This is a genomic window from Fenollaria sp., from assembly GCF_057222035.1.
Map to the genome: position 1 here is coordinate 18716 of NZ_JBXXYC010000002.1, position 12898 is coordinate 31613.

Annotated in this window: 12 protein-coding genes and 1 riboswitch; all 12 genes read left to right on the forward strand. The window is 35.6% G+C overall.

Annotated features, from left to right (window positions below; translation table 11 throughout):
* The first annotated feature begins 91 nt into the window (after positions 1 to 91).
* A riboswitch (SAM riboswitch) is annotated at positions 92 to 186 on the forward strand.
* A gap of 70 nt (positions 187 to 256) precedes the next feature.
* Positions 257 to 1255 carry a methionine ABC transporter ATP-binding protein gene (locus tag AC2UOP_RS03080; RefSeq protein ID WP_484832586.1) on the forward strand — a complete coding sequence of 333 codons (999 nt, stop codon included), beginning with the start codon at positions 257 to 259 and terminating at the stop codon, positions 1253 to 1255.
* Positions 1252 to 1905, forward strand: a complete 654-nt coding sequence (locus AC2UOP_RS03085) for a methionine ABC transporter permease (RefSeq protein ID WP_484832587.1) — start codon at positions 1252 to 1254, stop codon at positions 1903 to 1905. The genes AC2UOP_RS03080 and AC2UOP_RS03085 overlap by 4 nt, the downstream gene beginning before the upstream one ends.
* Positions 1906 to 1931: 26 nt before the next feature.
* Positions 1932 to 2801 carry a MetQ/NlpA family ABC transporter substrate-binding protein gene (locus AC2UOP_RS03090; RefSeq protein WP_484832588.1) on the forward strand — a complete coding sequence of 290 codons (870 nt, stop codon included), beginning with the start codon at positions 1932 to 1934 and terminating at the stop codon, positions 2799 to 2801.
* 160 nt (positions 2802 to 2961) lie between these two features.
* Positions 2962 to 4746 carry a glutamine--fructose-6-phosphate transaminase (isomerizing) gene (glmS, locus tag AC2UOP_RS03095; RefSeq protein WP_484832589.1) on the forward strand — a complete coding sequence of 595 codons (1785 nt, stop codon included), beginning with the start codon at positions 2962 to 2964 and terminating at the stop codon, positions 4744 to 4746.
* 8 nt (positions 4747 to 4754) lie between these two features.
* Positions 4755 to 5624 (forward strand): UTP--glucose-1-phosphate uridylyltransferase GalU, encoded by an 870-nt coding sequence (gene galU / locus AC2UOP_RS03100; RefSeq protein ID WP_484832590.1) that lies wholly within the window; start codon positions 4755 to 4757, stop codon positions 5622 to 5624.
* On the forward strand, positions 5614 to 6252 hold the full coding sequence (locus tag AC2UOP_RS03105; protein WP_085840594.1) for an HAD family hydrolase: 639 nt from the start codon (positions 5614 to 5616) through the stop codon (positions 6250 to 6252). Before galU ends, AC2UOP_RS03105 begins: the two co-directional genes overlap by 11 nt.
* A 9-nt stretch (positions 6253 to 6261) precedes the next feature.
* Positions 6262 to 7143 carry a phosphate/phosphite/phosphonate ABC transporter substrate-binding protein gene (locus AC2UOP_RS03110; protein ID WP_019215064.1) on the forward strand — a complete coding sequence of 294 codons (882 nt, stop codon included), beginning with the start codon at positions 6262 to 6264 and terminating at the stop codon, positions 7141 to 7143.
* Positions 7140 to 7874 (forward strand): phosphonate ABC transporter ATP-binding protein, encoded by a 735-nt coding sequence (gene phnC / locus AC2UOP_RS03115; protein WP_484832591.1) that lies wholly within the window; start codon positions 7140 to 7142, stop codon positions 7872 to 7874. Before AC2UOP_RS03110 ends, phnC begins: the two co-directional genes overlap by 4 nt.
* 28 nt (positions 7875 to 7902) lie before the next feature.
* Positions 7903 to 9423 carry a PhnE/PtxC family ABC transporter permease gene (locus tag AC2UOP_RS03120; protein ID WP_484832592.1) on the forward strand — a complete coding sequence of 507 codons (1521 nt, stop codon included), beginning with the start codon at positions 7903 to 7905 and terminating at the stop codon, positions 9421 to 9423.
* 214 nt (positions 9424 to 9637) lie between these two features.
* Entirely contained in the window at positions 9638 to 10906 is a 1269-nt protein-coding gene (locus AC2UOP_RS03125) for an FTR1 family iron permease (RefSeq protein ID WP_484832593.1), read from the forward strand.
* A 13-nt stretch (positions 10907 to 10919) separates the two neighbouring features.
* Positions 10920 to 11603, forward strand: coding sequence for an iron transporter (locus AC2UOP_RS03130; protein ID WP_484832594.1), 684 nt, complete (start codon positions 10920 to 10922; stop codon positions 11601 to 11603).
* Between the two features lie 52 nt (positions 11604 to 11655).
* On the forward strand, positions 11656 to 12897 hold the full coding sequence (locus AC2UOP_RS03135) for a DUF2318 domain-containing protein (protein WP_249242871.1): 1242 nt from the start codon (positions 11656 to 11658) through the stop codon (positions 12895 to 12897).
* Position 12898 lies beyond the last annotated feature (1 nt).

Below are 12898 nucleotides of genomic sequence, written 5' to 3' on the forward strand. Positions count from 1 at the left end.
AATAATACACACTTTTTTATAAAAAAATCTATATTTGTGATTCAAATCACATATTTAATATAAAATGAACTGTATAATCTAAAAACAATATAATTCATCCAGAGAGGCGGAGGGACTGGCCCTATGAAGCCCGGCAACCTGTTTAAACAAGGTGCTAATTCCAGCGGTTATACCGAGAGATGACGATTTTTCATGATACTCTTTATCTTTTGGTAAAGAGTTTTTTTATTGGATTTATCCAAGGAAGGAGGAGCTTATGATAGAAGCAAAAAATTTGATTAAGACTTACAAGGTTGATGGCAGAGAATTTAATGCTGTTGATGGTGTAAGCTTTAAAGCAGAAAAGAAAGACATCTTGGCCATCATAGGTTTATCTGGTGCAGGTAAGTCTACTTTAGTCAGACTACTCAATAGACTTGAGGAAGCTGACGGTGGCGAAGTAATCATAGATGGAGTGAACATATTTAACTTAAAGCAAAAAGAGCTCTTAGCTTTAAGAAAGAAAATCGCTTTTATCTTTCAAACTTTTAATCTTTTTAGTCAATACACAGTTCTAGACAATGTTATTTTTCCTTTAAACTTAAATGGATTTAAGGGCGATAAAAAGGCTGAAGCGAGAAAGTTTCTTGATTACGTTGGCTTACTTAATAAAGAGAAGGCATATCCAAGTGAATTATCTGGTGGACAAAGACAAAGAGTTGCCATATCAAGAGCCCTTGTATCTAAGCCTGAGATTATACTCTCAGACGAAGCAACGAGCGCACTTGACCCAGAAAGCACTAGGATGGTCATAGATTTATACAAAAGAGCAAGAGATGACTTTGATACGACAACCATCATGATAACGCATCAAATGGAAGCGGCAAAGGACGCTTCGAACAAAATTGCTCTTATGGAAAATGGAAGAATTATAGAAGAAAACACTACTACAGAGCTTTTTAAAAATCCAAAGACAAAGCTTGCACAAAGCTTTATCAAAAAGGCGGCTCCTGATATTGAGCTTGATTACAGCGCTTTCACTGGCAAACTAATAAGACTTTCTTATTCAAAAGGCACAGTTAAAACCCCTGTATTAAGTAATGCGATGAAAAACTTTAATGTTGACATCAACATCATTGACGGTAACATCAGTAACGTTTTGGATGAAGAGCTTGGTTACATGGTCGTTGAGCTTCGCGGCGCAGACGAAGAGGCGCAAAAAGTTATTTCTTACTTAAAAGCTAATTGCGCAGAGGTATCGGAGGTGATAGCATGAGATTCAAGGAGATAATGGACATAGTTTTACCAGCGCTTCCTGAAACTATAATCATGATTTTGGTTCCGGCGCTCATCGCTCTAATTATTGGACTTCCATGGGGTATATTAACTTTTGTGACTAGACCAAAGGGACTAAGAGAAAATAAATTTATTTATACCATAACAAACGGTCTTATCAATATTTTTAGAAGTATGCCAGCCATCATATTAATTATAGTTCTAGCGCCATTATCAAGATTTATAATAGGTAAGGCAATAGGAACTGAGGCGGCTTTGGTGCCACTAACCTTTGCGGCAGCGCCTTTCATAGCAAGATTATATGAAGGATACTTCCTAGAAGTTGATTCGGGCGTCATAGAAGCAGCCAAATCAATGGGCGCAAGCAATTTTGAAATTGTCAAAGTTCTATTAAAAGAGACGGTACCAGCAGCTATACTTGGCGTAACAACTACAATCATTAACTTAGTTGGCTATTCAGCTATGGCTGGAGCACTTGGCGGAGGCGGCCTTGGCGACATCGCAATCAGATATGGCTACCAAAGAAATCAACTTGATATACTTTGGATTTCAGTCGCACTCATAGTTATAATCGTACAAATTGTACAATTCACAGGAAACACTATTTACAAAAAAGTAAACAAAAAATAAATTTACAAATTTAAGGAGAGAATAAAATGAAAAATATATTTAAATTATTATTAGCATTAACTTTAGTAGCAACACTTGTAGCTTGCAATAATTCTACAGGAAATACAAATAAAAATGTAACAGAAGAAACTACAGGAACAAGTTCTGAAACAGAGTCAGAAACAAAAACAGATGAAGACAATAAGATTATCATAGGTGTATCACCAGTGCCTCACGCAGAAATAACTGAAGCACTTAAAGATGAATTTGCAAAAGAAGGCCTAGATGTTGAAGTAAAGGTATTTGACGACTACGTACAACCAAATCTAGCACTTGATCAAGGCGACATCGATGCAAACTATTTCCAACACATACCATACCTAGAAAATTTTGCTAAAGAAAGAGGACTTAACTTAGAAAATCTTGGTTCAGTACACATCGAACCAATGGGATTATACTCAGACAAGATAAAATCACTTGATGAATTAAAGGACGGAGACGAAGTTTTAATTCCAAGCGATCCATCAAACGGACGTAGAGCTTTACTATTACTTGAAAAGAATGGTTTAATCACACTAAAAGACGATACTAAAGAAGATATAACTGAAAAAGATATTGATCAAAACACAAAGAACCTAAAGTTTACACCAATTGAAGCAGCTAATATACCAAACGTTTATAAAGATGCAGCACTTGCAGCTATCAACACAAACTTCGCACTTGGCGCAGGACTTAACCCATCAGCTGATGCTTTAGCTCTTGAAGACAAGGACAGTCCTTACGCAAACATCATCGCTGTTAGAAAAGGTGACGAAACAAAAGATAAGTTCCAAAAGCTTATCAAAGTATTCCAATCAGAAGCTTGCAAGAAATTTATTGAAGAAAAATACAAGGGTGAAATATATCCTGCTTTTTAATTTTTAATGACAAGAGAAGTGATGGCTACGGCTATCACTTTTCTTTTGTAAAAATTTTATATTTTTTCATAAATATATGTTATAATTAGTATAGATGTTTATGCGCGAAAATATTCACGCACTATGAATATTATAAATGCTTTTTTGAAAGGAAGATATTATGTGTGGTATAGTTGGATACTATGGCAAGAATGATGCGATAAATTATGCAATCAAGGGACTTTATAGCCTTGAGTATAGGGGCTATGACTCGTCAGGCATTGCGTTTATTAAAGATAATGATTTAAAAATATATAAAAGAGTTGGCAGGATAAAGGAGCTTGACAAGGTTTGTCCGAAGGAAGTTTCTGACATAGCTATCGCTCATACGAGATGGGCGACACATGGAGGCGTGAGCGAAACAAACGCGCATCCGCACCTTGATACGAGCGCTTCATACGCTATAGTTCATAATGGCGTCATAGAAAATTATCTTGAGCTAAAAAGATCTATGCCTGACTTTACTCCGAAGGGTGAGACTGACACAGAAGTTCTTGTTGAATACATCGCAAGAAATATGAAAGAAAACAATGTAAGTAGCTTTATGAAAGCACTTGAGGGAGTAAAAGGCAGTTACGCGATATTAATTTTAGATAAAAAGACAAAAAATTTATACTTTGCTAAGAATGGCTGCCCATTATTAATGAGCGTGAAAAATGATGAATATCTATTTGCAAGCGATATCTCAGCTGCCATTGAGCTAAATAATGAAATTATTTATTTTGAAGATGGTGACATGGGCGTTTTAAATAGTGATGGCATCAAGATTTATAACTCAGGTAAAGAAGTTCATAGAGAAATTCAAAAATCAAATGTAAATATAGAAGAAACTCAAAAAGATGGCTACGAGCACTTTATGCTTAAGGAAATACACGAAGAGCCAAAGAAGTTCAAAGAATTACTTGATAGACACATTCGTGACGGCAAGGTATATTTCGATGAATTAGATGGACTTAATCTAAATGATTTTGACAATATATACGTAACAGGCTGTGGAACTGCTTATCATGCAAGTCTACTTGCAAAAAACTATCTTGAAAGATTTTTAGAAAGACCGATAATTGCTGAAACATCGAGCGAATTAAGATATTCATATAATTTCATTGGCAAAAAGACACTTCTTATAGCAATCAGTCAATCAGGTGAAACGGCTGATGTCATGGGCCTTGTAAAAGAAGCGAAAAAAAGCGGTGCGACAGTCTTAGCCATTACAAATGTGATTAATTCATCGCTTGACAGAATTGCTGACTATAAAGTACACATCTTTGCTGGACCAGAAATTTCAGTTGCATCGACAAAAGCTTTTATGATGCAAATACTATGCATATATTTACTAGGAATATATTTTAGAGAAGGCCTTGCTGGCTACGACTGCGGTATGTACAGCCAAATTGTTGATGAGCTTATTAAGATATCAAAAGAAATGGATTCAGAAATCACAAGACTTGAGCCTATTGCCAAAGAAGTCGCTACTAAGATTAAAGATAAGGAAAAAATATTTTTCATCGGTCGTGACCTTGATTATATCGCGGCTCTTGAAGTTTCGCTTAAACTTAAGGAGATCAGCTACATCAATTCAATCGCCTTCAAAGCAGGTGAGCTAAAGCATGGTAGCATTGCGCTTATAGATGAAAAATCATCGGCCATTGCCTTTGCAAATGAAGGACAAATTTATGAAAAGACTAGAACTACTTTAGAAGAGTTAGTTGCTAGAGGCGCTGAGACTATACTCGTGACAAATCAAGACGAGGGCGATGGCATAGTGACCTTAAAGAGAACATTCACAATTTTTACGCCTATATACAGCGTTTTATTTGGTCAGCTTATGAGCTACTATACAGCGAAGTTATTAGGACGCGACATTGACAAGCCAAGAAACTTAGCAAAGAGTGTTACAGTAGAGTAGGAGGATATATGATTAAAAAAGCAATAATACCCGCGGCGGGTTTGGGAACGAGGATGCTTCCTCAGACTAAAGCCTCGCCAAAGGAGATGATACCTATCTTTGATAAGCCGACTCTGCAATATATAGTTGAAGAGGCTTACGAATCGGGCATCACGGACATACTTATTATAACTGGAAGAAATAAAAATTCTATAGAGGACCACTTCGACAGAAACATAGAGCTAGAGAAATCTCTTGAAGATTCGGGAAAATTCGAGATACTTAAAGAGATTAACAAAATATCTGACATGGTCAATATTTATTACATCAGGCAAAAGGCGCCGCTTGGTCTTGGGCACGCGATTTTGTGTGCAGAGAGCTTTGCTGGCGGGGAAGATGTTGCAGTGCTTTTAGGCGACGACATCGTTTATTCAAAAGAGCCTTGCTTAAAGCAACTGATGAACGCTTATGACGAGACGGGCAAATCCATCTTAGGTGTTGGTATTGTGAATAAAGAAGATACATCAAAGTATGGCATCATCGCTTATGATGAGAAAGTGAATGAAAGATTATATAAGCTTAAGTCCATAGTCGAAAAGCCAGATATTGACAAGGCTCCGTCCAATATAGCTGTGCTTGGTAGATACATACTAAAAAATGATATCTTTAGCTTGCTTAAAAAGACTAAGCCAGGTAAGAATGGCGAGATACAGTTAACTGACGCTATTGATATGCTTTTAAAACAAGACGATATCTACGCTTATGTTTTTGAAGGCCACAGATATGACTTAGGCAGCAAACTTGGATTTATACAGGCAAATCTTGATTTTGCTTTAAGAAGTGATATTCGTGAAGATGTTTTAAAATATATCAAGGATATAGTGAAAGATGAGGCTTAAGGACTTTGAGGCAGCCATCTTTGACTTGGATGGAACTGTCTTTGACTCGATGAATGTTTGGAAGAACGTTGACCTAAGATTTTTCAATAGGCACTCGCTCTTCTTAACTGACGACTACTTTGATAATATTATGCACAAAACACTCACGGATTCAGCAAAATACACAATTGAGCGCTACGCGCTAAATATGACGACTGAAGAAGTCGTTAACGAGTGGACTCATCTAGCAAAGGAAGAGTTCGAGAACAATGTAGTGCCTAAGAAGGGCATCATTGATTATCTGAAGAAAATTAGAGAAAAAGGCGTAAAAACTTCGATCGCGACAGCGAATGAGAAGGACATTTTTATTACTACGCTTAAAAAGTTTGATATGCACACGCTTTTTGATGACATAGTGACTCTATCTGAAGTCGGTTCAGATAAATCGTCGCCAATCATTTATTTAAAGTGCATTGCAAAATATAATATTATGCCGCAAAACACCTTAGTCTTCGAAGATTTGCCGAAAAATTTAAAAACTGCGAAAAAAGCAGGTTTTGTAACAGTTGGCGTACTTGATAACGAGGACTATCTGTCACATATTTCTAAATATAGCGACATCATCATTAGAGATTTTACAGAAATTTAGGAGGACATTATGAAAAAATTTATTTTAACACTAATTATTCTATCTATGCTTATGGCTTTAGTATCTTGTAAGCCAAAGGAAAAGGAAGAGCTTAAACTAGGCTTTGTTCCTTTAGTTGACCAAGATAAACTAGAAGATTTAACAGAACCACTAACAAATATACTTACAGACAAGCTTGGAACAAAAGTTTCTATGTTTACATCAACAAACTATGTTGGCGTAGTTGAAGCGCTTGGCTCAGGCAAGGTTGATTTTGCAATCATCCCACCATTTGCATATGTACTTGCAAATAAGAATGGCGGAGCACAAGTACTTTTATCAGCACTTAACAAGGACGGCAAAAATTATTATAGAAGTGAATTATTAGTTAGAAAAGATTCTGGCATCAAGGAAGCTTATGAAAAAGACGGCTACGAAGCACTTAAGGGTAAAAAAATTGCCTTCGTTGACCCAGAGAGCGCTTCAGGCTACATCTATCCAGGTGCCATGCTTGTAAAGGGCGGACTTGATCTTGAAAAAGATATTGAATATATGTTTGCTGGCGGACATGACAAGGCTGTTCAAATGCTTTTAAATGGCGACGTTGACGTGTGCGCTACTTATGAAGGCGCTGAAAAGAAACTTATGAAGGACTTTGATGGACTTGAAGGACTAGAAGTGCTTGAATATACTGACAAGATCCCATACGTATGCGTAGCAGCTAGCAAGGACCTTTCAGATGATATGAAGAAAAAGATAAAAGAAGTATTTCAAAATGATTTATCAAGTGGAGAAGGCAAAGAAGCCTGCGAAAAGATATTTAATTTAACAGGTTTTGTCGAAGCAACAAACGATGACTTCCAAAATGTTATCGATACAGCTAAGATTATGAACGTTGATTTAAGTAAATGATATTAGAATTAAAAGATATTTCAGTACAATACGAAAAAAATATAGACGCAATCAAGGACGTCTCCTTTAATGTAGAGGGAGGCGACTTTGTCGCGCTTATAGGACCCTCAGGCGCAGGCAAATCAACTCTTTTAAAAGCAATTAACGCGCTTAATCCTCTTAGCAAGGGAAGCGTTATATATAAGGGCGAGGACGTTCATAGCCTTCGCGCAAAAGATTTAAGAAGGCTTAGAAGAAATATTGCCTTCATTTTTCAGGATACAAGCATTATTGAAAATATTTCAGTTCTTGATAATGTTTTATTAGCGCGTCTCGGCGAGAAGAATTTTTTTGAGGCAATGCTATCAAAGTTTACAAACGCCGAGTATATGGATGCTCTCAAAGCCATCGAGATGGTTGGGCTTAAAGAAAAAACTTATGCACTTGCTAAAGACCTATCTGGTGGACAAAAGCAAAGGGTTGCCATAGCTAGGGCGCTTTTTCAAAAGTCAGACCTTATCTTAGCAGACGAGCCTATATCTTCCCTTGATATAGAAACAAAGAGGTCAATCATGGATATTTTTAAAATGCTTAATACTGATTACAAAAAGACAATTATCATAAGTATGCATGACCTTGATTTATCGCTTGAATACGCAAAGAGAGTGATTGCAATCAAGGACCACAGAGTATATTTTGACAGGAGTGCAAATGAACTAAATTATGACTCAGTTAAAGACTTATTTATCTAAAAAGGGAAAAAAGAAAATTTTATTAGCAATGGCTTTTTTAGTCATGCTAGTGGCATCAGGCTTAGGATCACAAGTTTCCTTAAGCTCTTTTTTGCGTGGACTGCCAGATATGCTTGACCTAGTCAGAAGGATGTTTACACTTGATTTTTCATATATAGTATCGGTTATGGATTTACTATTCGAAACATTTCTCATGGCCTTTGTATCATCAGCCTTTGGTGTTTTCTTGGCTTGCATCATAACATTCTTCCTTCCTTACAATACAAGTCCTTCGCAAATAGTTTCAAAAGTACTAAGCGCAGTATTTTCAGTATTTAGAACGCTTCCATCACTTATATGGGCAGCTTTACTTGTGAGCTTTTTCTCAGCTGGACGCTTCTCAGGTCTTTTAGCCTTGAGCATAATTTCATTTTTCATGTCTACAAAACTTATAAAAGAATACATAGAGGCCATGGACAAGGATGATTTTGATTTTTACAAGTCACTTGGCATTGGCAAAGGTAAAATTTATTATAAGATAATACTTACTAAGATGAGAAAATTTATTGTATCGACATTTTTACTTTGCTTAGAAAGTAATATCAGAAGCGCGTCAATACTTGGACTTGTTGGCGCAGGCGGCATAGGACAAAGACTTTGGCTAGAATTAAATCACATGAACTACGATAGAGTCTCGTCAATCATATTTATGCTACTTATATTAATTTTCCTTATAGACTTAGTGAGTCAAAAGATAAGAGAAATAGATATAAAAAGTCCGATAAATGTTAATAATTTAGCTTCATACAAAAAAAGCAATATACTTAGGGAGATATTATTCATAATTTTTTTAATAGCACTTTTCCTTATAATTAAATTTTCAATCAATATTACCTATGAACGCTTTACACTTGGTCTTAAGCAAGGCGGCGTTATAATTAGAAAGATAATAAGCCCAGATTTTGCTTATTTATCAAGGGCAGTGCCAGCAGCTTTTGAATCAGCTGCCATCGCCATATTTGCTTCACTTATGGGAGCCATCGTATCATTTATATTTACACCATTTACTGCGGTGAACATTGCTCCATCAAAAAAAGTTTCAGTTTTATTTAAAGTACTGATCAATGTAATTAGGACCTTCCCAGCCATCATCTCAGCTATAATTTTCTTCAGAGGCTTAGGACCGGGCCCCTTTGCAGGCGCACTCGCACTAAGCGTTTATACATCGGGTATGCTTAGTAAACTTTATTTTGAATATATCGAGGACATTCCAGCGGAAACAATCATGTCTATGAAGGCACTAGGCTTAAGTCCATTCACCATGTATGCGAAAATTATTTATCCAAAGACATATAGAAGCTTTTTAGGTTTTGTGCTATATAGACTCGAATCAAACGTTAGAAACTCGTCGATACTCGGACTTATCGGGGCAGGCGGTATCGGTACACTTCTTTCTATGAACATAGCGTGGCGCAATTGGAACAGAGTTGGCTCACTTTTATTAGTCAGCTCAATCATGATTATATTTTTTGATTATTTATCATCAACAATTAGAAAAAAATTATTATAATTAAGTGGGCAGACGCTCACTTTTTTTATTTTATATAAATTCAATGATATAAAAATATTTTTATAGGTTTATTAAAAAAGGTATTGACTTTAAATTATTTAAATAGTATAATTAGCTATAGCTAATAAAAGTTAGTTAAAGCTAATGATATATTGGCTGAGAAGTTTTATTTAATGGCGATTGTATTTGCCAAATATTTTCGAAAGGAGGAACTATGAAAAAACTAAGCATTTTATTGGTGACAGCATTAGTTTTTTTGATGTCAATTACTAATGTTTTTGCAGGTAATGCAGATAAAATATACAAAGACTGGGAAGACGTAAGTAAGGACATGGAAGTCGTTTTAAGGGATGCCCTTAAAATTTATGAAGCAGGCGGTCCAGATGCCGGCAAGGATGGCTATGACAAAATTAACGAAGCTTATTTTAGATATTATGAAAAATTAGGCTTTGAAAAAATTGTTATGACAACAATTTCTGGTAAGCGTGGATCAACTGTTGAGAACCAATTTTATTTGGCAAGAAAATCTATGCGTCAAAATGAAGATATCGATGTTGTTAAAGATGAAGTTGAAGTACTAATTAGATATCTACACGAAGATGCAAAGACACTTGACGGTATGAGAGGTAAAACAGGTTCTGGCTGGGGCGTTTTCTTTAGCGTACTAGGACTAACTTTAAGAGAAGGTCTTGAAGCAATCCTAATTGTTGCAGCACTTATTGCTTATCTTGTAAAGACAAACAATTTAAAATACGTAAAAGGCGTCTATGTCGGCGCAATTTTAGGTATTGTTGCTTCAATAATTCTTGCGATTATTTTCAATATAATTTCTGCAAAATTTGGCGAAGACAGCAGTGGTGTTAGCCAAGAGATTTTTGAAGGATGCGGAATGTTTTTGGCTGTTATTGTTTTATTCTATGTATCAAACTGGATGCTATCAAAATCTGAAGTTGAAGTTTGGAATCATTACATCCAATCAAAGGTCGAAAGTTCAATTACAAAAGGAAGTGCTATGGCTTTAGTATTCAGCTCGTTCTTAGCAGTTGCCCGTGAAGGCGCGGAATTGATTATTTTCTTCCAAGGTATGAGAGAAAATATTTCAAACAATCCAGCATACATGTGGGGCGGCTTAGCATGCGCAATCGTAGTACTTGCAATTGTATATGTATTAATTACAAAGATGAGCGTAAAGCTTCCATTAAAGCCATTCTTCACAGTTACATCAATCTTGATGTTTGTACTTTGTATCTCATTTATTGGAAAAGGAGTCGCCGAACTTCAAGAAGCTGATCTTATCGGAAGGACAATAATTCCATGGATGAATGGATTTGCAATTGACATCTTAGGAATTTATGATAGGGTAGAAACTCTATTGCCACAAGTTATTTTAATAGTAATAACTATTGTAACAGTTATCGTTCAAATTAAACGTAACAAAATTAAAAGAGCAGAGCTCGAAAGAGATTATGCAAATAAGAACTAATAGGAGGTTTATTATGAGTTCAAAATTAAAAAAATTATTAGCGCTAGCACTTGCAATTATGACAGTTGCAGCTTACGGATGTAATCAAGCATCAAAACCAGCTGATGACAATACAGCTAAGGTTGAAGACAAAAAAGATGAAGACACAAAAACTGAAGACACAAAAGATGAAGACAAAAAAGATGAAGACAAAAAAGACGTTGCAGCTCCTGGTGAAGACGCAGGATTCGACGAATTCCCAATTGGCGACGAACAAGAATCAGGTCCTCTAGCAGTATCTGGTGTTTATTTCCAACCAGTAGATATGGAACCAGCAGGTAATTCATTATCAAAAGAAGAAGCTGACTGCCATATCGAAGCTGACATTTCAGCTACAGAAGAAGGTACAACTCTTGGTTACGGCGCAGGCGACTTTGTTCCTTGGTTAAATGTTAAAGCATATATCCAAAAGAAAGGCTCAGACAAGGTTCAAGAAATCGCTTTAATGCCAATGAACGCATCAGACGGTCCACACTATGGTGCAAACATAAAATTTGAAGAAGGTCTTGGCACATACAATGTTAAGTTTGAAGTTTCTGCTCCAGGAAACGACTATCTATTACACGTTGACAAAGAAACAGGTGTAACAGGAAGATTCTGGACAGAGCCAATCGTTATTGAATGGCCAGAATTTGAATGGACAGGTCCAAAGTGGTAGAAAATATTGGAAATGGCTTTTAGCCATTTCCTTATTGTACATAGGAGGAATTATGTTAAAGATATTTATTAAAGTAATGGAAGCTGGCGTAGGATTCTCATTTATAATGGGTTTGGCGCTTGGATATCTAAGTACAGAAAACTTCAAAAGCAAATATAAAATTATTTTTGGTACAGTCTTTGTAGGCACTCTTGCGGCAATTATCTCTTCAATCATTAGAGAAATTCCAAATTTTGTCAACAGAAGCGCTTTGTCATTTTGGTCAATGGTACCAATAGTAATTGCTTTTATTGGAATTATCATTTTTTATTTTTTAAAAGAAAAATCCAGTATATATAAAAATATTTTTGTTAGTTTTTTGTCCCTTTATATCATAGCGTCATTTTTCTATTATATGCCGGCTCTTTTTGTTCAGCTAAACAATTTTGTTTATTATGGGGAATCTGCTGTATCCACCATGGTTCTATATAGAATCATTGGTTATGTATTTGCAGTTGTTCTGATGATTTTATCGAGTATTGCAATTTTCAAAATCGTTAGACGAGTTGACAAAATTTATAGGGATAAAATTTTAATGATCTCATTATCAATTTGGGGAATAAATCAAATATTTATTGTTCTTCAAAGACTATACGCAGTTGACCTTATTCCGAGAAGTGCAAGTGTATTTAACACAATTGCTTGGGTAATAAACCATGCACACTACATCGGATTTAGTCTAATGATTTTCTTAATAATCCTGCCAATAATCTTATATTTAAATAATATGAAGGTTAAGGAAACATTTAAAAATCCTGCAGAATTAAGAAAAAAGAAATATCATATGAGATGCAATAGAAATTTAGCAAAATTTTTATTAATTTTAATCGTTATTAACGTTTTTAGTTTAACTTATTTAAGGGCTTATTCTGGACGCGAAATTCAGCTTTCAGAACCCGAAGAGTATGAAATTGAAGGCGATATGATTGTTATCCCACTGTCAGAACTTGAAGATATGAAACTCCACCGTTATCAATACACGGCATCTGATGGAGTTCACATGAGATTTTTCTTAATTAAAAAATCTCAGGGTTCATATGGAGTTGTGCTTGATGCTTGTGAAATTTGCGGGCCATCAGGTTATTATGAGCGTGGCAACGATGTCATTTGCAAATTGTGTGATGTTATTATGAATCGTGGTACAATTGGTTTTAAGGGCGGATGTAATCCAATCCCTATACCATACATTGTTCACGATGAAAAAATAAAAATCAACACGCAAGATCTTGATGCCAACAGCTTTGTATTTAAGTAGG

What these genes read in the sequence shown, in the direction of transcription:
- AC2UOP_RS03110 (WP_019215064.1), top strand. Translation starts at nt 6,262, where the DNA reads ATGAAAAAATTTATTTTAACACTAATTATTCTATCTATGCTTATGGCT.
- AC2UOP_RS03130 (WP_484832594.1), top strand. Translation starts at nt 10,920, where the DNA reads ATGAGTTCAAAATTAAAAAAATTATTAGCGCTAGCACTTGCAATTATG.
- AC2UOP_RS03085 (WP_484832587.1), top strand. Translation starts at nt 1,252, where the DNA reads ATGAGATTCAAGGAGATAATGGACATAGTTTTACCAGCGCTTCCTGAA.
- AC2UOP_RS03125 (WP_484832593.1), top strand. Translation starts at nt 9,638, where the DNA reads ATGAAAAAACTAAGCATTTTATTGGTGACAGCATTAGTTTTTTTGATG.
- galU (WP_484832590.1), top strand. Translation starts at nt 4,755, where the DNA reads ATGATTAAAAAAGCAATAATACCCGCGGCGGGTTTGGGAACGAGGATG.
- AC2UOP_RS03105 (WP_085840594.1), top strand. Translation starts at nt 5,614, where the DNA reads ATGAGGCTTAAGGACTTTGAGGCAGCCATCTTTGACTTGGATGGAACT.
- glmS (WP_484832589.1), top strand. Translation starts at nt 2,962, where the DNA reads ATGTGTGGTATAGTTGGATACTATGGCAAGAATGATGCGATAAATTAT.
- phnC (WP_484832591.1), top strand. Translation starts at nt 7,140, where the DNA reads ATGATATTAGAATTAAAAGATATTTCAGTACAATACGAAAAAAATATA.
- AC2UOP_RS03090 (WP_484832588.1), top strand. Translation starts at nt 1,932, where the DNA reads ATGAAAAATATATTTAAATTATTATTAGCATTAACTTTAGTAGCAACA.
- AC2UOP_RS03080 (WP_484832586.1), top strand. Translation starts at nt 257, where the DNA reads ATGATAGAAGCAAAAAATTTGATTAAGACTTACAAGGTTGATGGCAGA.
- AC2UOP_RS03120 (WP_484832592.1), top strand. Translation starts at nt 7,903, where the DNA reads ATGGCTTTTTTAGTCATGCTAGTGGCATCAGGCTTAGGATCACAAGTT.
- AC2UOP_RS03135 (WP_249242871.1), top strand. Translation starts at nt 11,656, where the DNA reads ATGTTAAAGATATTTATTAAAGTAATGGAAGCTGGCGTAGGATTCTCA.